The 20,475-nt window shown below is 62.7% G+C and carries 23 protein-coding genes; 10 read left to right on the top strand and 13 right to left on the bottom strand.

Annotated elements, in window-relative coordinates; genetic code table 11:
• Window positions 1-17 precede the first annotated feature (17 nt).
• Window positions 18-1,115, top strand: a complete 1,098-nt coding sequence (ychF, locus tag MVC20_RS01840) for a redox-regulated ATPase YchF (protein ID WP_297537851.1) — start codon at window positions 18-20, stop codon at window positions 1,113-1,115.
• A 26-nt stretch (window positions 1,116-1,141) separates the two neighbouring features.
• Here the strand turns inward: ychF and mnmA are convergent, their stop codons facing one another.
• Entirely contained in the window at window positions 1,142-2,287 is a 1,146-nt protein-coding gene (gene mnmA / locus MVC20_RS01835; protein ID WP_297537850.1) for a tRNA 2-thiouridine(34) synthase MnmA, read from the bottom strand.
• A gap of 123 nt (window positions 2,288-2,410) precedes the next feature.
• Between mnmA and MVC20_RS01830 the strand changes: the two genes are divergently transcribed.
• The 5 genes from MVC20_RS01830 (at window position 2,411) to MVC20_RS01810 (ending at window position 8,033) form a co-directional block, all read left to right on the top strand.
• Window positions 2,411-2,683: a DUF1153 domain-containing protein gene (locus MVC20_RS01830; RefSeq protein WP_297537848.1), complete on the top strand. Its 273-nt coding sequence runs from the start codon at window positions 2,411-2,413 to the stop codon at window positions 2,681-2,683.
• 101 nt (window positions 2,684-2,784) lie between these two features.
• Window positions 2,785-3,501 carry a response regulator transcription factor CtrA gene (gene ctrA / locus MVC20_RS01825; RefSeq protein WP_297537846.1) on the top strand — a complete coding sequence of 239 codons (717 nt, stop codon included), beginning with the start codon at window positions 2,785-2,787 and terminating at the stop codon, window positions 3,499-3,501.
• Between the two features lie 104 nt (window positions 3,502-3,605).
• Window positions 3,606-5,726: an NAD-dependent DNA ligase LigA gene (ligA, locus tag MVC20_RS01820; protein WP_297537844.1), complete on the top strand. Its 2,121-nt coding sequence runs from the start codon at window positions 3,606-3,608 to the stop codon at window positions 5,724-5,726.
• A complete protein-coding gene (recG, locus tag MVC20_RS01815; RefSeq protein WP_297537842.1) occupies window positions 5,723-7,813 on the top strand; it encodes an ATP-dependent DNA helicase RecG in 2,091 nt (696 codons plus the stop codon). Before ligA ends, recG begins: the two co-directional genes overlap by 4 nt.
• 97 nt (window positions 7,814-7,910) lie before the next feature.
• Window positions 7,911-8,033: a hypothetical protein gene (locus MVC20_RS01810; protein WP_297537840.1), complete on the top strand. Its 123-nt coding sequence runs from the start codon at window positions 7,911-7,913 to the stop codon at window positions 8,031-8,033.
• 279 nt (window positions 8,034-8,312) lie between these two features.
• On the opposite strand, the gene MVC20_RS01805 is transcribed toward MVC20_RS01810, so the two are convergent.
• Together MVC20_RS01805 and MVC20_RS01800 are read right to left on the bottom strand one after the other, a co-directional pair.
• Entirely contained in the window at window positions 8,313-8,627 is a 315-nt protein-coding gene (locus tag MVC20_RS01805; protein ID WP_297537838.1) for a hypothetical protein, read from the bottom strand.
• A 75-nt stretch (window positions 8,628-8,702) separates the two neighbouring features.
• Window positions 8,703-9,158: an iron-sulfur cluster assembly scaffold protein gene (locus tag MVC20_RS01800; RefSeq protein WP_297537837.1), complete on the bottom strand. Its 456-nt coding sequence runs from the start codon at window positions 9,156-9,158 to the stop codon at window positions 8,703-8,705.
• Between the two features lie 67 nt (window positions 9,159-9,225).
• Between MVC20_RS01800 and hisI the strand changes: the two genes are divergently transcribed.
• Window positions 9,226-9,594, top strand: coding sequence for a phosphoribosyl-AMP cyclohydrolase (gene hisI, locus MVC20_RS01795; RefSeq protein ID WP_297537835.1), 369 nt, complete (start codon window positions 9,226-9,228; stop codon window positions 9,592-9,594).
• A gap of 22 nt (window positions 9,595-9,616) precedes the next feature.
• On the opposite strand, the gene gluQRS is transcribed toward hisI, so the two are convergent.
• The 3 genes from gluQRS to MVC20_RS01780 are packed head-to-tail and all read right to left on the bottom strand — an operon-like array spanning window position 9,617 to window position 12,648.
• Window positions 9,617-10,450 carry a tRNA glutamyl-Q(34) synthetase GluQRS gene (gene gluQRS / locus MVC20_RS01790; RefSeq protein ID WP_297537833.1) on the bottom strand — a complete coding sequence of 278 codons (834 nt, stop codon included), beginning with the start codon at window positions 10,448-10,450 and terminating at the stop codon, window positions 9,617-9,619.
• An 11-nt stretch (window positions 10,451-10,461) separates the two neighbouring features.
• A complete protein-coding gene (gene trmFO, locus MVC20_RS01785) occupies window positions 10,462-11,820 on the bottom strand; it encodes a methylenetetrahydrofolate--tRNA-(uracil(54)-C(5))-methyltransferase (FADH(2)-oxidizing) TrmFO (RefSeq protein ID WP_297537831.1) in 1,359 nt (452 codons plus the stop codon).
• Window positions 11,821-11,862: 42 nt separating this feature from the next.
• Window positions 11,863-12,648 carry an enoyl-CoA hydratase gene (locus MVC20_RS01780; protein ID WP_297537829.1) on the bottom strand — a complete coding sequence of 262 codons (786 nt, stop codon included), beginning with the start codon at window positions 12,646-12,648 and terminating at the stop codon, window positions 11,863-11,865.
• 58 nt (window positions 12,649-12,706) lie between these two features.
• Between MVC20_RS01780 and MVC20_RS01775 the strand changes: the two genes are divergently transcribed.
• From MVC20_RS01775 to rpsI, 3 genes are all read left to right on the top strand, one after another.
• Window positions 12,707-13,126, top strand: a complete 420-nt coding sequence (locus MVC20_RS01775) for a PaaI family thioesterase (RefSeq protein WP_297537827.1) — start codon at window positions 12,707-12,709, stop codon at window positions 13,124-13,126.
• Between the two features lie 245 nt (window positions 13,127-13,371).
• Window positions 13,372-13,836, top strand: coding sequence for a 50S ribosomal protein L13 (gene rplM / locus MVC20_RS01770; RefSeq protein WP_297537825.1), 465 nt, complete (start codon window positions 13,372-13,374; stop codon window positions 13,834-13,836).
• Complete coding sequence (gene rpsI, locus MVC20_RS01765) at window positions 13,836-14,327, top strand: 30S ribosomal protein S9 (protein ID WP_297537823.1); 492 nt, start codon at window positions 13,836-13,838, stop codon at window positions 14,325-14,327. The genes rplM and rpsI overlap by 1 nt, the downstream gene beginning before the upstream one ends.
• A gap of 64 nt (window positions 14,328-14,391) precedes the next feature.
• Here the strand turns inward: rpsI and MVC20_RS01760 are convergent, their stop codons facing one another.
• The 7 genes from MVC20_RS01760 to MVC20_RS01730 all read right to left on the bottom strand — a co-directional run bounded on the left by MVC20_RS01760 (window position 14,392) and on the right by MVC20_RS01730 (window position 20,391).
• The gene (locus MVC20_RS01760; protein WP_297537822.1) at window positions 14,392-14,769 is read right to left on the bottom strand and encodes a DUF2852 domain-containing protein; all 378 of its coding nucleotides are present in this window, start codon (window positions 14,767-14,769) and stop codon (window positions 14,392-14,394) included.
• Between the two features lie 91 nt (window positions 14,770-14,860).
• Window positions 14,861-15,484: a TetR/AcrR family transcriptional regulator gene (locus MVC20_RS01755; RefSeq protein WP_297538082.1), complete on the bottom strand. Its 624-nt coding sequence runs from the start codon at window positions 15,482-15,484 to the stop codon at window positions 14,861-14,863.
• Entirely contained in the window at window positions 15,477-16,346 is an 870-nt protein-coding gene (gene ppk2 / locus MVC20_RS01750) for a polyphosphate kinase 2 (RefSeq protein ID WP_297537821.1), read from the bottom strand. The genes MVC20_RS01755 and ppk2 overlap by 8 nt, the downstream gene beginning before the upstream one ends.
• A 37-nt stretch (window positions 16,347-16,383) precedes the next feature.
• Window positions 16,384-17,352, bottom strand: coding sequence for an alpha/beta hydrolase (locus MVC20_RS01745; RefSeq protein ID WP_297537820.1), 969 nt, complete (start codon window positions 17,350-17,352; stop codon window positions 16,384-16,386).
• The gene (metA, locus tag MVC20_RS01740) at window positions 17,336-18,259 is read right to left on the bottom strand and encodes a homoserine O-succinyltransferase (protein WP_297537819.1); all 924 of its coding nucleotides are present in this window, start codon (window positions 18,257-18,259) and stop codon (window positions 17,336-17,338) included. The genes MVC20_RS01745 and metA overlap by 17 nt, the downstream gene beginning before the upstream one ends.
• Window positions 18,260-18,286: 27 nt before the next feature.
• A complete protein-coding gene (locus MVC20_RS01735; RefSeq protein ID WP_297537818.1) occupies window positions 18,287-19,159 on the bottom strand; it encodes an ATPase in 873 nt (290 codons plus the stop codon).
• A 113-nt stretch (window positions 19,160-19,272) separates the two neighbouring features.
• Window positions 19,273-20,391, bottom strand: a complete 1,119-nt coding sequence (locus MVC20_RS01730) for an outer membrane protein transport protein (RefSeq protein WP_297537817.1) — start codon at window positions 20,389-20,391, stop codon at window positions 19,273-19,275.
• Between the last annotated feature and the right edge of the window lie 84 nt (window positions 20,392-20,475).

Raw genomic sequence — 20,475 nt, 5'->3', positions numbered from 1 at the left:
GGCATGGAGGGTCTGAGATGGGCTTTAAAATGGGAATCGTGGGCCTGCCCAATGTGGGCAAATCCACGCTCTTCAACGCGCTCACCCGCACCGCTGCGGCGCAGGCGGCGAATTTTCCCTTTTGCACCATCGAGCCCAATGTGGGCGAAGTGGCCGTGCCCGACGCGCGGCTCGACAAGCTGGCCGAGATTGCCGGATCGAAACAGATCATTCCCACGCGCATGACCTTTGTGGACATCGCCGGGTTGGTCAAGGGCGCCTCAAAGGGCGAGGGGCTGGGCAATCAGTTTCTGGCCAATATCCGCGAGACGGATGCGATTGCCCATGTGCTGCGCTGCTTTGAGGATGGCGACGTGACCCATGTCGAGGGGCGCGTTGACCCGGTGGCGGATGCCGAGGTGATCGAGACCGAACTGATGCTGGCCGATCTCGAGTCGGTCGAAAAGCGCCGCGCCGGGCTGCAACGCAAGCTCAAGGGCGGCGACAAGGAGGCGGCGCAGGCCGACCGGCTGCTGGCCGAGGCGCAGGCGGCGCTTGAGGCGGGACGCCCGGCGCGTACGGTGTCGGTCGAGGCCGAAGATGCCAAAGCATGGAAAATGCTGCAACTTCTGACCGCCAAGCCGGTGCTTTATGTCTGCAATGTCGATGAGGCCAATGCCGCCACAGGCAATGCCCATTCCGAAGCGGTTGCGCAAATGGCTGCCAATCAGGGCGCGGCGTCGGTGGTGATCTCGGCGCAGATCGAAGAGGAAATCAGCAAGTTGGATCCGGAAGAGGCAGAGATGTTCCTGACCGAGATGGGGCTTGAGGAGGCGGGGCTCGATCGGCTCATTCGGGCGGGCTATGGTCTCTTGCATCTGGAGACGTATTTTACCGTCGGTCCCAAGGAGGCGCGCGCCTGGACCATCCCGGCGGGCACGCCCGCGCCCAAGGCGGCGGGGGTGATCCACGGCGATTTCGAGCGCGGGTTCATCCGGGCGGAAACCATTGCCTATGACGATTTCGTATCCTTGGGCGGCGAACAAAAGGCCAAGGATGCGGGCAAGATGCGGTCCGAGGGCAAGAGCTATGTCGTCAAGGATGGCGACGTGCTGCACTTCCTTTTCAACACCTGAGCGGGGCGACAGGCGGGAGGCGCGGCTCAGACCCCGCGCCAGATCCAGCCGCCGCCCAGAACGCGGGTGCCGCCGGTCTCGTAGAAGACGCAGGCCTGACCGGGCGATACCCCTTCCTCCGGTGTCAGCAATTCGACGGTCGCCTCGGTGGCGGAAATGGGACGCAGCACCGCCTCGCGCGGGGGGCGGGTAGAGCGGACCTTGACCGAGATATGCCACTCTGCCTGGGAGGTGAGGGGCGCATCGCCCAGCCAGTTGATTTCGCGAAGGGGCACGGTGCGGGTCGAGAGCATCTCCTTGGGGCCAACGATGACGCGGCGGGCATCGACATCAAGGCGCACGACATATAGCGGCTCGTCCAGCCCGCCGATGCCCAGACCGCGCCGCTGTCCGATGGTGTAATGGATCACGCCCTCATGGGTGCCAAGGATGCGGCCATCGGCATGGACAATCTCGCCTGGCTCTGCCGCGCCGGGGCGCAGCTTTTCGATCACGCTGGCGTAATTACCATTCGGGACAAAGCAGATGTCCTGACTGTCGGGCTTGTCCGCGACCTGAAGACCATATTGCGCGGCCAGCTCGCGCGTTGCCTGTTTAGAGGGCAGATGCCCGAGCGGGAAGCGCAGGAAGGCAAGCTGTTCGGGCGTGGTGGAAAAGAGGAAATAGGACTGATCGCGCGCCGAATCGGTGGCGCTGTGCAGTTCCGGCCCCTGCGCGCCCATCTTGCGCTGGATATAATGGCCGGTGGCCATGCAATCGGCCTCGAGATCGCGCGCGGTTTCCAGCAGGTCCTTGAACTTGACCCGCTCGTTGCAGCGGATGCAGGGCACAGGCGTGGCCCCAGCGAGATAACTGTCGGCGAATTCGTCGATCACCGCGTCGCGAAAGATGTTCTCGTAATCGAGCACGTAATGGGGAAAGCCCATCTCTTCGGCCACGCGGCGGGCGTCGTGAATGTCGATGCCGGCGCAGCAGGCGCCCTTCTTGGCCAGGGCCGCACCATGGTCGTAAAGTTGCAGCGTGACGCCCACGACATCATAGCCCTCGGCGGCCAGATGCGCGGCCACGACCGAACTGTCGACACCGCCCGACATGGCGACGACCACCCGCGTTTCCGCCGGAGACTTGGGAAATCCAAGCGAATTCAGGGGTTTGTTCGTATCCAGTGGCATGGCGGTCTCCGCGAAGGTCCCTCAGAATATAGGAAAATCCTAATCACTCTCAAGGCCCGGTTTCACCCTGCATTAAGCCTGAAACCGTCATTCTGGGCGCATCAGACCAAAGGGGTGAGCGTCATGTATCTCAAGAAAGTGGAAGGGCCAAGGGCTGTGACCCTGGCGGATGGAACGGTATTCAGCCGGGCGGATTTGCCGCCCGCTGACACCGCGCGATGGGTTTCCTCGCGCAAGCTCGCGGTGGTGCGGGGGGTGGCTTATGGGCTGATCTCGCGGCGCGAGGCGTTGGAGACCTATGGGCTCAGCGAGGAAGAGTTTGATGGCTGGATCGCGGCGGTGGCCAAGCATGGTGAGGCCGCGCTCAAGGTCACGGCCTTGGGCACGTATCGGTAACTGTAAGTTGAGTGAATGAGAGGTCAAATCAATGGTAACGGGTAGTTAACCATTTTTGACCAGTGTGATCGGTATCGAAGCAATGTTCCATGGAGTTCCCAATGCGCGTACTTTTGGTCGAGGACGATCCGACGACATCTAAAAGCATCGAGTTGATGCTCACCCATGCCAATCTGAATGTCTATACCACCGATCTGGGGGAAGAGGGCATCGACCTGGCCAAGCTCTATGATTACGACCTGATCCTGCTCGACCTGGACCTGCCGGATATGAACGGGCATGAGGTGCTGCGGCAATTGCGGCTGGCGCGGATTGCCACGCCGATCCTGATCCTTTCGGGGGCGGATGACACCGACAGCAAGATCAAGGGGTTCGGATTTGGCGCTGACGACTATCTGACCAAGCCGTTTCACCGAGATGAGCTGGTGGCGCGCATCCATGCGATCATCCGACGGTCCAAGGGCCATTCGCAATCGGTGATCCGCACCGGCAAGATCAATGTCAATCTCGACGCCAAGACGGTGGATGCGGGCGGCAAGCCGGTGCATCTGACCGGCAAGGAATATCAGATGCTGGAGCTGTTGAGCCTGCGCAAGGGAACCACGCTGACCAAGGAGATGTTTCTCAATCATCTGTATGGCGGCATGGATGAACCGGAGCTCAAGATCATCGACGTGTTCATCTGCAAACTGCGCAAGAAGCTGTCGGAGGCCACGGACGGTGTCAATTACATCGAGACGGTCTGGGGACGCGGCTATGTGTTGCGCGATCCCGAACAAGGGGCAATCACAGGACGGCCGTTGGCCATCGGGGCCTGAGGGCTGCACAGGCTCTGGACGCTGGACGGGTCGGGCACTATCACTCTGATCAGGCATGGGGCGGGCAGGCAATGGCCGCCGCATCCGCGATCAGAGAGGGGCCGATGACCGACAGGATTGCCGTTGAGGATCTGACCGAAGGTGAGGCGGAGGCCGAGTTGGCGCGGCTTGCCGCGCTCTTGGCGGCGGCGAACCGGGCCTATCACACCGAGGATGCACCAGAGATCACGGATGCCGACTATGACGCGCTCAAGGCGCGGAATGCGGCCATCGAGGCGCGGTTTCCCGCGCTCAAGCGGGCGGACAGCCCGTCTGAACAAGTGGGTGCGGCCCCGTCCGAGGGCTTTGCCAAGGTGGCGCATAGCGTTCGGATGCTCAGCCTTGGCAATGCGTTCGAGGCCGAGGATGTGGCGGAGTTCGATACCCGCATCCGCCGTTATCTGGGCCTGTCCGATGACGCTCCGCTTGCCTATACCGCAGAGCCCAAGATCGACGGGCTGAGCCTGAGCCTGCGGTATGAAAGCGGCCGGTTGGTGCAGGCCGCGACCCGCGGCGATGGCGAGGTCGGCGAGAACGTGACCGCCAATGCCCGCACCATCACGGATATTCCCGAGACGTTGAGCGGCGCGCCCGAAGTTCTGGAAGTGCGCGGCGAGGTTTACATGAGCCACGAGGATTTCGCGGCTTTGAACGCGCGGCAGGCGGCCAAATCGGACAAGGTCTTCGCAAATCCGCGCAATGCCGCCGCCGGATCGTTACGGCAATTGGATGCCACCATCACCGCGGCGCGGCCGCTCAGGTTCTTTGCCTATAGCTGGGGCGAGGTGAGCGCGCCCCTGGCCGAGACGCAGATGGCGGCGATTGATCGCCTGGCGGCGCTCGGGTTTCAGACCAACCCGCTGACCATGCTCTGCGAGGGAACCGAGGCGCTGCTCGACCACTATGCGCGGATCGAGCAGGCGCGGGCCACCTTGGGCTATGACATCGACGGTGTGGTCTACAAGGTCAATGATCTGGGGCTGCAAGCGCGGCTTGGGTTTCGCTCGACCACGCCCCGTTGGGCGATTGCGCACAAGTTTCCCGCCGAACTGGCCTGGACGCGGCTTGAGGCGATCGACATTCAGGTGGGGCGCACCGGCGCGCTGAGCCCGGTGGCAAGGCTGACGCCCGTCACAGTGGGCGGGGTCGTGGTCAGCAATGCCACGCTGCATAATGAGGATTACATCGCCGGGCGCGACAGCAAGGGTGAGGTCATTCGCGGCGGCAAGGATATTCGCGTGGGCGATTGGGTGCAGGTCTATCGCGCGGGCGATGTGATCCCCAAGGTGGCCGATGTGGATTTGGCGAAGCGGGCAGAGGATGCCGCACCGTTCGTCTTTCCCACCTCATGCCCGGAATGTGGGTCGGATGCGGTGCGCGAAGAGGGCGACGCCGTGCGCCGCTGCATGGGCGGTCTCATCTGCCCCGCGCAGGCGGTGGAAAAGCTCAAGCATTTCGTGTCCCGCGCGGCGTTCGACATCGAAGGGCTGGGGGCCAAGCAGGTGGAGCAATTCTACCGCGATGGCTGGATCAAGGAACCGGCGGATATCTTTACCCTGCAAGAGCGCTATGGCTCTGGTCTGCAACAGTTGAAGTACCGCGAGGGTTGGGGAGAAAAGAGCGCGAAGAACCTCTTTGAAGCAATTGAAGAAAAACGGAAAATCCCGTTTGCTCGGTTGCTCTTTGCGCTTGGCATCCGGCATGTGGGCGAGCAGGCCAGCACGCTCATTGCGCGCAACTACGGCACTTGGGAGGAGTTCATCGTCGCGATGGATGCGGCGGAGGGTTTTGACGGGCCGGAATGGGAGCGCTTGCTTGGCATCGACGGGGTTGGGACCGTCATGGCGCGGGCCCTTGTCGGCGCCTTTGCAGAGCCACATGAGCGCGACAGCATCGAGCGTTTGACCCAGCATCTCACGGTGGAAGAGGCCGCGCGCCCCAGGACCGAGGGCAGCCCGGTGGCAGGCAAGACGGTGGTTTTCACCGGCACTCTGGAAAAGATGACGCGGGCCGAGGCCAAGGCGCGGGCAGAGAGCCTCGGCGCGAAGGTTGCAGGCTCGGTCAGTGCCAAGACTGACCTGTTGGTGGCCGGGCCGGGGGCCGGGTCCAAGGCGAAGAAGGCCGAGGAACTGGGGATCGAGACGATTGACGAGGATGGCTGGCTCGCCCTCATCGGGGACGCATGAGCGGGCGGCCGGAAATCCTGTTTCCGCTTTTTGCGGGGCTCGAAACGCTGGAGGGGATCGGCCCCAAGACCGCGCAGAGCCTTGCCGCGCTCGAGATCTCGCGACCACGCGATCTGTTGCTGACGCTACCGCATACGGGTGTGGATCGCCGCCGCCGCGCCACGGTGCAGGGGGCGGAGTTGCCGGGCATGGTGACGGTCGAGGTGACGGTGGGCCAGCATCGCCCGCCCGCGCGCAAGGGGGGGCCGTACCGCGTGGTGGTCGAGGATGCCGCGACCAGCTTTCACCTCATTTTCTTTCATGCCCGCGACGAGTATTTGCGCCGGATGCTGCCCACCGGCGCGCGGCGGATCGTGTCGGGCAAGGCCGAGCTTTTCGATGGGATCGCGCAGATGGTGCATCCCGACCATATGCTGCCGGTGGAGGACGCAAGCGAGATTCCAGAGTTTGAGCCGGTCTATCCGCTGACCTCCGGTGTCACGCAAAGAGTCATGGCCAAGGGGGTGCAATCGGCGTTGACGCGTCTGCCCGATCTGGCCGAATGGATCGACCCGGTGCAAAAGGCGCAGGCGGGCTGGCCCGATTGGGCGGATGCGATACGCGCCGTCCACCGGCCGCAAGAGGCGCGGGATCTGTCGCCCGCGCATCCCGCGCGCGAGCGCCTCGCCTATGACGAGTTGATGGCGCATCAGATGACGCTGGCCCTGGCCCGTTCAAAACTGCGCCGTGCCAAGGGACGTGCGACAGTAGGCACCGGGCGCTTGCAGGCGCGGGTGCTCGCGGCGCTGCCCTATGCGCTCACCGGGGCGCAGACACGGGCGATTGCCGAGATTGCCGCCGATATGGCCGCCCCACAACGGATGAACCGGCTGCTGCAGGGTGATGTGGGCGCGGGCAAGACGCTGGTGGCGTTCAAGGCGCTGCTGATTGCCGTTGAGGCAGGCGGGCAGGGGGTGATGATGGCCCCCACGGAAATCCTCGCACGACAGCATTTGCAGGGGCTGCGCCCCTTGGCCGAGAGTGCCGGTGTCGTGCTCGAAATCCTGACGGGGCGCGACAAGGGGGCCGAGCGGCGCGCCAAGCTGGCCGCCTTGGCGCGGGGTGATATTCAGATTCTGGTGGGCACCCACGCGGTGTTCCAAAAGGACGTCGAATTTGCCGATCTGCGTCTGGCGATTGTCGATGAGCAACACCGCTTTGGCGTCCGCCAACGTCTTGAACTGGGCCAGAAGGGCGCGCAGGCGGATGTGCTGGTGATGACGGCGACGCCGATCCCGCGCAGTCTGGCGCTTGCGCAATATGGCGATATGGATGTCTCGGTGCTGGATGAAAAGCCGCCCGGGCGTCAACCGATCAAGACCGCGCTCATCAGCATGGGGCGGATTGACGAGGTGGTCGACCATCTGCGCCGCGCCATCGCCGAGGGGCGGCAGGCCTATTGGGTCTGTCCCCTGGTCGAGGAAAGCGAGGTGGTGGACCTCAGCAGCGCCGAGGAGCGGTTCAAACGCCTGCGCGCGGCCTTGGGTGAGGGGGTCGTGGGGCTGGTGCATGGCCAGATGCCGCCCGAAGACAAGGATGCCGCCATGGCCGCCTTTCAGCGCGGTGAGACCAGCGTGCTGGTCTCGACCACGGTGATCGAAGTGGGGGTGGATGTGCCCAACGCCTCGATCATGGTGATCGAGCGCGCCGAAAGTTTCGGTCTCGCGCAGTTGCACCAGTTGCGCGGGCGCGTGGGGCGCGGGCAGGCGGCGTCGACCTGTCTCTTGATGTATCAGGCGCCGCTCAGCGAGGGCGGCGAGCGGCGGCTGACCACGATGCGCGACACCGAGGATGGGTTTCGGATCAGCGAGGTCGATCTCGAGATGCGCGGCGCGGGTGATCTCATTGGCACGGCGCAATCGGGTTTGCCACGGTTTCGGATTGCCGATCTCGAATCGCAATCGGCGCTGATGGCGGTGGCGCAATCGGACGCGCGCAAGCTGTTGCATGACGATCCCGACCTTGTGTCAGACCGGGGACGGGCGGCGCGGGTGCTCTTGTTGCTGATGGAACAGGATCAGGCGATCCGTTTGATTTCAGTGGGTTAGATATTTTGTTCACTTATGTTCTCAAAAAGTTCTTTACTTGATCGCTGCGGTGTGAGAACAAAGTAGCAACACAGAGGTTTTCAGAAGGAGCCCCCAGATGTTGCACCAGATCAAGACGACTGCGACTCGCGCGCAGGATACGATTGTGGGCGATGCGATTGGCGCGATTGCGCTCATGGTGACGCTCGTGGCTGCGCTCTATCTGCCCGGTCTCTTGTGATTTCTGCCTGAGTTTCTGCCTGCGGGTTTGTCCCGGCCCTGGCGCCATCCCTCCTGTCCCAACTTTGGGGATGCGCCACACCACCTGTCCTAGCCGGTTTTCGGGAATTGCCTCATTCCTCCCGAATGTCCGGGGCTTGTGACCCGCTCAACTCTGCCGCCGCCGCTGTCCCAAGCGTGCGGCGGTTTTTTCATTCCGGTGGCATGGGGGCGGGGCGCAGGCGCTGCACCAGCACGCTGCCGGTCTCGACGATGCCTTTCATCCGTTCTTCCAGGCGGATCATCTCGGACATGACATGGCGCAGGCACGTGTCAGGTTGCTGACCACCCTGCGCAGGCCCAAGAGCGGTTCGAGCCGGGCGCGCAGGATCAGGAACAACAGGACCGGGTGCAAGACGATCTTGGCCAGGGCCAGTAGGCCGGTGAGGCGCATGTCCTCGATCCATTGCGCAAAATCGGTGGCCAGATCGCGCCTGATGGTGACTTCGCCCAGCACATCGCCCACCGCCGCCTCGGTATGGCAGGCAAGGCAAAAGGGCTCTGCTGTTATGGCGAGCGTCGCACTGTCATGGCGCTGTCCCCGCCGTTTCTGCAAGGGAGGTAGCGCGCATTTCAGGAAAGATAAGGGGGGGTGGCCCTCACAAAGGATCGTTTTGGCGCGAGGGGGCGATCAGGCGCAGGAAGTTTCGGCGCGCACTGTCTCCATAGCCTCGACCGCGGCCTCGAGCGTGAGGAGGATCGAGGCGTGACGGTTCTTGTAGTCGCGCGCGGGGCGCAGAACCTCGAGCCCGTCAAAGGGTGCGGGCGGTGTGGGGCCGTCGGATTTCAGCATTTCGCGCAGGGCGTCGCGCGCCGCCGTCACCTGTGCGAGATCGCAGCCGATGATCGCGCGGCCCACAACACTTGCCGCCGCCTGACCAAGGGCGCAGGCCTTGACCTCGGCCGCGTAGTCCGCGATGCGCCCGTCCGCGCAGCGGATGTCGACGGTCACGGTCGAGCCGCAGAGCGGCGCGCGGCGTTTGACGCTGGCCTGCGGATCGGCCAGACGCCCGTGATGCGGTATGTCAGAGGCCAGTTCCAGGATCCGCGCGGAATAAAGCTTGATCAGGTCGGTTTCGCCGCTCATGGCTTTCCCTTTCGTGTGTTGCCCCATAAATAGGCGCGTGACGCGCAGATGCAAAAGGAAATCCGCCATGCCCTTCGATCCGGCGACACTAAAGTATGATGCAAACGGCTTGATTCCTGCCATCGCCCAGGAGGCCGAAACCGGCGAGGTGCTGATGATGGCCTGGATGAACGCGGACGCCGTTGCGCGCACGCTCGCGACAGGCCGCGTGACCTATTGGAGCCGCTCGCGGCAGGCGTTCTGGGTCAAGGGCGAAACCTCGGGTCATGTTCAGGAACTGATCGAAATGCGTGTTGATTGTGACCGCGATTGCCTGTTGGTGCAGGTCCGCCAGAGCGGTCCGGCCTGTCACACCAACCGCCGCTCGTGTTTCTACACAGCCGTGAGGGACGGCGACGAGACCGAGATCATGGCACCGATGGCGGGCGCGAAATGAGGATTTCCGGAACGCTGAAAGCCTAGAGGCCGACCATAGCGCGGATGTCTCTGGGACTTGCCCCCTGGGCGCGGTAGGTGGCGATGGCGCGCGCGTCGTCGCGTTTGGCCAGCCGCTTGCCCGCGTCATCGCGGATGAGCGCGTGATGATGATAGGTAGGCGTGGGCAGGCCCAGCAGGCGCTGCAAGAGCACGTGAATTTGCGTGGCCTCTTGCAGGTCTTCGCCCCGGATCACATGGGTGATCCCCTGATCGGCATCGTCAACGACCACCGAGAGGTGATAAGAGGCCCCCATTTCCCTACGGGCCAGCACCACATCCCCGACAGTCTGTGGCAGATCGCGCAATGTGATGATCTCGTTCTTTTCTTGGTAGAACAAGGGAGTATCTAGTATTTCGCAGGCGCGGGCCATGTCGAGGCGCAGGGCGGACTCCTCGGGCATCGGGCCCTGCGGCGGGGTCACAGGGCGACAGGTGCCGGGATAGATCACGCCATCGGGCCCCAAGAGCGGCGCACCCTCTTGCGGGGCGGAGGCGGCGGCGCGAATATCGGCGCGGCTGCATGAGCATTGGTAGAGAAGGCCCTGATCCCAAAGCGTTTTGAGCGCAGCGCGATAATGGGGCAGGCGGGTGGATTGGCGCAGCACGGGCCGGGGCCAGTCGAGACCGAGCCAGGTGAGATCGTCGAAAATCTGCGCCTCCCATTCGGGGCGGCAGCGCGTCTGATCCAGATCGTCGATGCGCAGAAGGAAAGTCCCGCCCTCTGCCAGCGCCCGGTCATGCGCCAGCATCGCGGAATAGGCGTGCCCCAGATGCAGCGGGCCGGTCGGCGAAGGGGCAAAGCGCGTTATGAACATTTTTCAATGGGTTAAGAGGCAATGCTCATGTCTTGCGCGGCCAGCCAGTCGCCCCAGGCCGCCTTGGCGCGGTCGGTGTAGCCCTTGTAACGCGTGACGCGCCCGCGCCGGCCGCCTTTCATGCCATCCAGGGGGCGAAACAGGCCGAAATTCACGTTCATCGGCTGAAAGGTCTTGGCCTCGGCCCCGCCGGTGATGTGATGGATGAGCGCGCCCATCGCGCTGTCATGTGGCACGGGAGGCAGGTTTTGCCCGAGGATCTCGGCTGCGGCCAGGCGCCCCGCCAAGAGGCCCATGGCGGCGGATTCGACATAACCTTCGACCCCGGTAATCTGCCCGGCAAAGCGGATATGCGGGCGTGAACGCAGGCGCATCTGCGCGTCAAGCAGCGTCGGAGAATTGAGGAATGTGTTGCGATGGATGCCGCCCAGGCGCGCAAATTGTGCGTTCTCAAGGCCCGGAATCATTTTGAAAACAGTAGTTTGCGCGCCATATTTCATCTTGGTCTGAAAACCCACGATGTTGTAGAGCGTGCCAAGCGCGTTGTCGCGGCGCAGTTGCACCACGGCATGCGGTTTGACGTCCGGCGCATGGGGATTGGTCAGGCCAACGGGCTTCATCGGGCCGTGGCGCAGGGTCTCGCGGCCGCGTTCGGCCATGACCTCTATGGGCAGGCAGCCGTCGAAATATCCCGCCGTTTCGCCCTCGTGAAACTCGGTCTTGTCGGCGGCCAGCAGCGCGTCGATGAAGGCCTCGTATTGATCGCGGTCCATCGGGCAGTTGAGATAGGCGGTACGCTCTGCCTCGGTCTCGCCCTTGTCATAGCGCGATTGCATCCAGGCGCGCGTCATGTCGATGCTGTCGTAATACACGATCGGCGCGATGGCGTCGAAAAAGGCCAGCGCCTCGGCGCCGGTTTCGGCGGCGATCGCGCGACCCAAGCCTTCCGAGGTCAGCGGGCCGGTCGCGATGATCCAGTGGCCGCTATCGGGAAGATCCGTGATTTCATCGTGTCGCACGGCGATGTTGGGGTGATCCAGGAGCCGCGCCGTGACCGATTGGGAAAAGCGGTCCCGGTCCACTGCCAGGGCCCCCCCGGCGGGGAGACGGTTTTCATGGGCCATGGCCATGATCAGCCCGTTCGCCGCGCGCATTTCCCAATGCAAAAGGCCCACGGCGTTCTGTTCGTCATCATCCGAGCGAAAGGAGTTGGAGCAAACCATTTCCGCCAGATCGCCGGTGCGATGGGCAAAGGTTTTGACGTTCGGGCGCATTTCATGGATGACTACGTTGACGCCCATGTTGGCGGCTTGCCACGCCGCCTCTGACCCGGCCATGCCGCCGCCGATGATATGCAATGTCTTGTCCATGGGCTGCGATCTAGGCCATTGAGTCTGGTTTGGAAAGGGGCGTCACTGATCCCAATCGGGGGCGCGTTTGTCGATGAAGGCGGCGATGCCTTCGGCGGTGTCGCGGTCGAGCATGTTCTCGACCATCACTGCGCCGGTATGGGCATAGGCAGCCTCCAGCCCCATTTCGAGTTGCTCGTAAAAGGCGCGTTTGCCGATGCGCACGGCAGAGCCGAGTTTGGCCGCGACGGTCTGGGCGAGGGCCATGGTCTCGGTCTCCAGATCCTCGGCCGGAACGGCCCGGTTGATGAGGCCAAGCTCTGCGGCGCGGGTGGTGTCGATGAACTGGCCCGTGGTCAGCATTTCGAACGCCTGTTTGCGCGGGATGTTACGGCTGAGCGCCACCATGGGGGTGGAACAGAAAAGGCCGATGTTGACGCCATTGACGCCAAAGCGCGTGCCATGCGCCGCCACGGCCATGTCGCAGCTCGCCACCAACTGGCACCCTGCCGCCGTGGCAATGCCGTGCGGGGCCGCAATGACGGGCTGGGGCAGGGTGCGGATCGTGGTCATCATCCGGGCGCAGCGTGCAAAGAGATCTGCGAAATAGGCGCGCCCACCATCCTCTGCCTGTCGCCCGGCTGTCATCTCCTTGAGATCGTGGCCAGCGCAAAACGCCTTGCCGGCGCCCTGGATCGTGATCACGCGGATGCTGCGATCCTGTGCCAGCCGGTCGAATTCGGCCTGAAGGGCCACCAGCAGCGCATCCGAGAGCGCGTTGAGATTTTCGGGTGAATTGAGCGTAAGCCGGGCGATTGCGCCCTCGTCGGTGCGGTCGAGAATTGCCATCTTGTAACCTTTTGTGCGTTGGGGCCATTCTAGCGTGGAACGAGGCAAGGAGCAAAGCATGAGCGTCAAGATGACCGCCGAAGACCTGATGGAATTTCTGGACCGGGAATTTCCGCAGGTCTCGGGCGAGTTTGCGATTGAAGAGGTGGGCGACATGCGGGTGCGCACGCGGCTCCTCGTGGGAGAGCGGCATTTGCGGCCCGGTGGCACGGTCTCGGGGCCGTCGATCTTTGCTCTGGCCGATGTGTCGGTCTATCTGGCAATCCTTGCGATGATTGGACCGCAAGGATTGGCTGTGACCACCAATTGCAGCATTGATTTCATGCGCAAACCGGCATCGGGCGTGGATCTGATCGCCGAGTGCCGGTTGCTCAAGCTGGGACGGGTGCTGGCGGTGGGGGATGTTCTGATCTATTCCGACGGGCTGAGCACGCCGGTGGCACGCGCAAGTCTGACCTATTCGATTCCTCCCAAGTGAGGACGCGGGCGGGGGGCGGTCTGCCCTTTGGATCACGCCGAAGGTATTTTGCGACGGGTGAGGCGGGAAAGGCTTGGGGTAATATAATACCTATTTTTTAAGGCATTGTTTTTGAACGTGTAATTTGAACACATGGCGGTTGACCTGCGCATCGAACTGATTATAACCCGCCCATCGCATCAGAGGCGCCCATTGGGTGCGAAACCTGATCAAGACCAAAGACCAAGCACAAGGTTCTGCCTGACATGAAAACATTCTCTGCTACCCCGGCAGATATCGACAAGAAATGGATCCTGATCGACGCCGAGGGCGTTGTTCTGGGCCGTCTTGCCTCGATCATCGCCATGCGCCTGCGCGGCAAGCACAAGGCCAGCTTTACCCCCCACATCGACATGGGTGACAACGTGATCGTCATCAATGCCGACAAGGTGCAGCTGACCGGCAACAAGCGCAACAAGCCCAACTACTGGCACACTGGCCATCCGGGCGGCATCAAATCCCGCACCACCGGCGAGATCCTCGAGGGCAAATACCCCGAGCGCGTCGTGATGCAGGCCGTCAAGCGCATGCTGCCTGGCAACCGCCTGAGCCGCACGCAGATGACCAACCTGCGCGTCTATGCAGGCGGCGAGCACCCCCACGAGGCCCAGAGCCCCGAGGTGCTGGACGTCAAATCCATGAACTCCAAGAATACGCGGGTGGCTTACTGATGGCTGACGAAATCAAATCCCTCGAAGGTCTCGAAGCCGTCGCTGGCGGTGTGAGCGCTGCAGCCGTGGCTCTGGATGCTCCGCGTGAGCCGGTGCGCGATGCGCTTGGCCGGTCCTATGCCACGGGCAAGCGGAAAGATGCGGTTGCGCGCGTCTGGATCAAGCCCGGTTCGGGCAAGGTCGTCGTCAACGGCAAGCCGATGAACGAGTATTTCGCACGCCCCGTGCTTCAGATGATCCTCAAGCAGCCCTTCACCGTGTCGGGCACCGAAGGTCAGTTCGACGTGATGGCGACGGTTGCCGGCGGCGGTCTGTCGGGTCAGGCCGGTGCGGTCAAGCATGGCGTGTCCAAGGCGCTGCAGCTTTATGATCCCTCCCTGCGTGGCGCGCTCAAGGCGGCCGGGTTCCTGACCCGCGACAGCCGCGTCGTGGAACGGAAGAAATACGGTAAGGCCAAGGCCCGCCGCAGCTTCCAGTTCTCGAAGCGCTGATCCATATCGGATTACACTCAAAGGGCCGCCCAGTGGGCGGCCCTTATCTTTTGTGACACAGGCGTCAGACGGTGGGCTGCGCCGGTGTGGGATTGCGGCGCTCGTCGATGAACTGATCGAATTCGGCCTTGTCGCGTGCGGCGCGCAGGCGCTGCAGGAAAGCTTCGAATTGCTCTTGCTCTTCTTCGAGGCGGCGCAGCGTGTCGGCCTTGTAGGCGTCAAAGGCGGCGTTGCCGGTGTTGCGCGTGGCGTGGCGGCGTTGAAAGCGGGGTGTTGCGCTGCGGCAGGTCATGCGGTTGCTCCAGATCATATAGCCGAGTAGGGCGAGGCCGATGGGCCAAAAGACGATGAAACCAAGGATCATGGCGATGATCCAGGCGGGTTTGCCTTGGCGATCAAGCCAAGATTCGGCCTGTGAAGGCCAGGCGGCGATGGCGGACATGTGGTCTCCTTCTTGGTTGTAAATGTTACTTACATTTACATAAGTGGGATGCCAGGTCCGCCATGCAAGAGGTATGTCCGGATTTTTTGATTCAGGCGTTGCTGTCCGGCGGAATGAGGCCCAGACCGCGCAGATAGACGCTGATCCCGGATTCAAGCAGGTCTTCGGGAGGGAAGGGCGCGCGCGCCCCCGGAGCACCGCGTGCGTAGAGTTCGACGACACCGTGGCTCATCGCCCAGACATGGGCCGCGAACATTGCCGCAGGTGGGCGGCGATCGGGTGGCAAATGCGCAGAAAGGGCGGCCGCGGCGCGGGTGAGGATCGCTTGCGCGCGCCCCGCCGCGTCGGCCAGTTCCGGGTTGGTATTGACAGACAGACCGGATTCGAACATCGCCACGTAATGCCCCGCATTCGAGCGGGCAAAGGCCAGATAGGCGCGCCCCGTCGCCATGAAAGCCGTCAGCGGATTGGGGCGGGCATCGTTGAACGCGGCCTCCATCCGGGTGACGAAGATTTCAAAGCCCTGACGGGCGGCCTCTGCTATGAGCGCCTCGCGGCCGGAAAAATGCCGGTAGGGGGCGGCGGTCGACACGCCAGCGAGCTTGGCCGCCTCGGCCATGGTAAAGCCCTGCGGCCCTTTTTCGGCAATCAGGGTCAGCGTGGCCTCGACCAGAGCCTGCCGCAAATTGCCGTGGTGATAGCCCTGTTTACCCATGCCAGATTTCAGGACCACCGACGATCCCCGGATCGCAGGTGCCCACCGCGCGGGCATCCTTGCGGGCATAGTCGAGTTTGCTGAGGACATGGCGGATGGCCTCGATCCGCGCCCGCCGCTTGTCATCCGAGCGGACCACGGTCCACGGGGCGTGATCACTATGACTGCGGGTCAGGGTTTCGGCGATGGCGGCGGTGTAGCTGTCCCACTTCTTGAGACCCTCAACGTCGATCCAACTCAGCTTCCATTGCTTGAGCAGGTCTTGCTCGCGCTCCAGAAACCGGCGGAGTTGCTCGGCGCGCCCGACATTGAGCCAGATCTTGAAGAGATGAATGCCCTCATCAATGAGCATCCGCTCGAATTCCGGCACTTGGGCAAAAAAGTGTTCGCGCTGTGCGTCAGTGCAAAAGCCAAAGACCTTTTCCACCACGGCGCGGTTGTACCAGCTTCGGTCATAGAAGACGATTTCGCCACCCGAGGGCAAGTGGTCGATATAGCGCTGGAAATACCATTGCGTCGCTTCGACGTCCGAAGGTTTGCTGAGCGCCACGACGCGCGCGCCGCGTGGGTTGAGATATTCGCGGAACCGCTTGATCGTGCCCCCTTTTCCCGCCGCGTCACGTCCCTCAAAGAGGATGGCAATGCGCGCGCCGCTTTCCTTGGCCCAATGCTGAAGCTTGACCAGTTCGATTTGCAGCTTTGCGATCTCTTTTTCATAGGTCTTTTTCGAAAGCTCCTCGGAATAGGGGAAATCGCCGCCCAGGATGTCATCCTTGTCGGCTCGGCGGATTTCCTTGCGGATCGCATCGGGGGCTTCGGTCTCGAAAAAGGCGCTGATTGCGCCGTCAAAGGGCAGGTCCATGGAGCCTCTCGCAATGGTTTCGGGCCAGTATGGCGGCTCAATCGGCGGGGCGCAATCCGGCGCGGGTTGCGGCGCGGTGGATTGCGGCGATGACCGCCTCGGGGGCGCTGTGATGCGGCATATGGCCGATGCCGTCGAGAACCGTCAGATGGGCGTCCTTGACCTGCGCCGCAAGCGGCTCGGAGTGGATCGAAAGGCCCACGGTGGTATCGGCAGTGCCATGTACGATTTCGACGGGCATGTCTATCTCGGGGTAGCGCTGATGCAGCGCTTCGATCTCGTGCAGCAGGTTGGCGCGTTGCAGGGCATTGGCGCGCAAGGAGTGGCGCCGCAATGTGAGCGCCGCGCCGATCTGATCCATATAGTCGGCGGGCGGCTCTTGCGGCGCGAAGATCTCTTGCACGGCATTTTCAACGCGGCTGTCGCGGACAAAGGCCGTGAGGAGCGGTATCACAAGGGGCCCCAGCACGGGATGCGAGAGCACGCGGTAATAGGTGGAGAGGCCCGCATCCCAAGGTTTCGCGGGACCGGCAAGGCTCACCATCGCCGCGATGTGATCGGGCTGCGTCACAGCCCAGGCAAGCGCCACGGCGCCCCCATAGCTGTGGCCCAGCACGATCGGTTTGTCGGCCCCCAGCTGCGCCGCCGCCTCTTGCAGGAGGGCCGCCTGCTGAGTGATCGTGGCACCGGTGCAATTGATCCGCGCGGTAAATCCAAGTCCGGGCCGGTCGAAAACGATCACGCGGTAGTCCTGCGCCAGACGTGGTGCAAGATCAAAGGTCATGTCGCGGGTGTTGCCAGAGGCCCCGTGAATGAGCACGAGATCGGGGCCCTCGCCCATCACCACCGCATGAACGGGGTGGCCTTGGACCGTGATGATCTGTCCTTCGGGGGGAAAGGCCGCCTCGGCGCGTGCCTCGTGGCTGCGCGCGCGATGCTGGGTCCAGCCCCAGAGCGCGGCCAGGCAGGCCGCGAGCAGGATCAGGGATTTAACCGCCAATGGCATTCATATCGAACGGGGTCGTTTGATAGATCTGGTTCACCCAGTTGCCATAGAGAAGATGCGCGTGGCTGCGCCAGCGGTTCTGGGGCGGGCGCGCGGGATCGTCGCCGGGATAGTAATTGCAGGGCACATTGATAGGCGTGCCATTGGCGACGTCCCGGTCATATTCCTGTTTGAGCGTGTCGCTGTCATATTCGAAATGGTTGAAGATATAGAGCGCGCGGCGCGTGGTATCTTCGACCAGGCAGGGGCCGACCTCGTCGCTGTCGAGAAGGATCCTGAGACCTGGCACAGCCTCGATCTCGGCGCGCTTCATTTCAGTCCAGCGGCTGACGGGGATCACGCAATCGTCGGAAAACCCGCGCAGATAGGGCGAGGCAGGGGCCATGTTGCGATGCCGGAAGCACCCGAACGCCTTGGCGGGCAGCATGTGCTTTTTCACCCCATGAAAATGGTTGATCATCGCCATCCCGCCCCAGCAGACGCCAAAGGTCGAATGCACGTGGGTCTGGGTCCAGTCAAAGACACGCTCCAGCTCTGCCCAATAGGTCACGGCGTCGAAATCGAGATGCTCGATCGGCGCGCCGGTGATGATGAGGCCATCGTATTTGTCGCCAGAGGCGGCGACCTCGTCAAAAGGGCGATAAAAGCTCTCCATATGCTCGGCGGCGGTGTTCTTGGTCTGATGCTCGCTCATGCGGATCAGGTCAAAGTCGATCTGCAGCGGCGTGGCCCCGATCAACCTGGCGAACTGGTTTTCGGTCTGAATCTTTTTCGGCATGAGGTTGAGGAGGCCGATGCGCAGCGGGCGGATATCCTGCCGTGCTGCCTGATCCGGGTCCATGACCGACACGCCTTCGCGCGTGAGCACGTCATAGGCGGGCAGGTCGGCGGGGATCTTGATGGGCATAGGGCGGTGTTCCTTGATTGTCTGGCCTTAGATAGGCGTGGCGGCGCGGCGCTCAAGGGCGGTGGCGATCAGCCCCTCGAAGTCTTGCGCGTTCTTGACCGCCGCCACCTCGTTGGCGCTTACGCTCACGCCCCATTTGACCATCGCCTCATAGCGCGGCTGACGATGGGCGAGCGCGCGCGCATAGGTCCAGCGAATGAAACTGTCAGGATCAACTTCGCTCTCTTGGCATTTGTTTTCGCTTAGATATTCCGTCCAGGCCGAATCGAGGAACTTGGGCTGATAGGCCATCGGCTTGGGCGCGCGATCAAAACGGCGGATGAGTTCGGCGGTATGCGCTTCGGACCCTTCGATATAGATGAGAAGGCAATGCGCCGAGAGTTCGGTCAGGATCGGATCGGCGGGATCGTCCCCGTCCACCCATTCGCAGATCGAGCCGCCGGTGTCGCAGATGAAATGCGGATAGCCATAAAGGGCACCCGCGCGACGGATGAAATAGGCGGTATCCATAAGAGCGTGAATTTCCGCCTGCCGGAACTGTTCCTGCCGGATGCGGTATTCGTCGATGGGCAGGCCGCCCTTGGCCGGGTTCCCCGGCTTGCCCAGATAGGTCGAGACCGGGGTAAGATTGTTGAAGGTGATGTTGGAGCCGATATAGATCGAATCCGAGAGCAGCAGGTCGCGCAGGAAGGGCACCTGCATCGCATGCGCCTTGGCGTTGTCGGCGATCAGCTCGCCCATGTAGCGCGTGCCGATGCGGTAATCGATGGAATAGTGAAACCAGTCGCCGGCGTCGCGAAGCATGTTGGAAAGATGCGTCTTGCCAAGCCCGGACATGCCGTAGAACAGCACCCGTTTATGCGTGGCGTCGCGCCAGTCTTGGGCCGAAGTATAGATCATGACTGCTCCCTCTCGCGGGCTTGGTACAAAGCGCGTGGCGCGGGGTCAAATGCAATCATGCAAAAGCCCCGCCCGGATGAGGGGCGGGGCCTGAATCTGCGAGGTCAGAGCGCTCAGAAGCGGAAGGCGACCTTGGTGCCGATGGCGATGGCATCGCTGCCAGAGAAGGCGGTCACGTTGGAATTGGCGTCGCCGATATCGAAATAGCGAATGCCTGCGGTGACTTCCCAAGCCTCGGTTTCATAGGTGGCGGCAAGGCCGTAGCTGAAATAGCCGTCCTTACCGGAAAGGTTGCCCACGATGTCGCCTTCGTCCTTTTCATAGCCAAGGATCAGCGCACCGCTCCAGTTTTCGTTGAACCGGCGACCGATACCCAGCTCATAGGTCCAGATGTCGCTCGGACCGCTGGCGATCGGCACGTTGACCGGAACGCCGGTGGCCACCGAGAAGAAGTCGCCCGGCTGAACGGCGAACTTCGACCATTCCCGCCATCTGACCGAGCCAAAGAGCAGCGTATCCTTGGCGATACCGGATTGCGCATGCAGCGTGAAAGATTGCGGCAGTTCCACCTGGAAATTCGCGCCGGTGTTGTCCTTGAAATCGTGCTCGGTCTTGGATTCGTAGGTCAGCGCCACACGCAGGGCGATATCAGGGATTTCATAGGCCGCGCCAAGCAGGTAGCCCAGCTGGAAATCCTTGGCCACGCCGAGGGTGTAGGGCGCGCCGGGGGCGGGGACCGCACTGCCGAGGGTGGCGGGCGAAATGACGGTAATATTGCCCGAGAGGCCGACATAGCGCAGACCGCCGTAAACGCTGAACCGGTCCGTGGCCTTGTACTTTGCGAGGCCCGTGAATGCGATGGCGTTCACCTCTGCATTCGACCCGCCAAAGAACGACCCGCCCAAGGCGGCAGGCAGCGCGCCGTAATCGACCGAGGCGCCAACAGGCTCGTCGATCACGAGGGCCAGCGACACGCGGTCATTGAGGTCGTGCTTGTAACCGCCCGCAAAGGACTGATACCGCTTCTGGATATTGCCGGTCGCCGGGGTCGGAATACCCGGACGGGGCGTGCCCGAAACCGATGGGTCGACTGTGGCGGCCGAAAACTCGAGATAATTCTTGCCCTTTTCGAACAGGATCATCGAGGGATCGCCCCGACGTTCGATTTCGCCGCCAAAGGCCGTTGATGCGGTAGCGGCGATCACTGTCGCCGCGAGCCAGGTCGTCTTCATGATGTCCCTCTCCTCCAGAGTTATTGACGTCACATTACCGTTACGCCGAATCTGGTCAATCTTTGACGCGGCGTCACGAATTGA

It is taken from the genome of Roseovarius sp. (genome assembly GCF_027019125.1).
Classification (GTDB): Bacteria; Pseudomonadota; Alphaproteobacteria; order Rhodobacterales; family Rhodobacteraceae; genus Roseovarius.
Note: the sequence above shows the minus strand (reverse complement) of the source record. Positions and strands in the feature narration are given on the sequence as shown.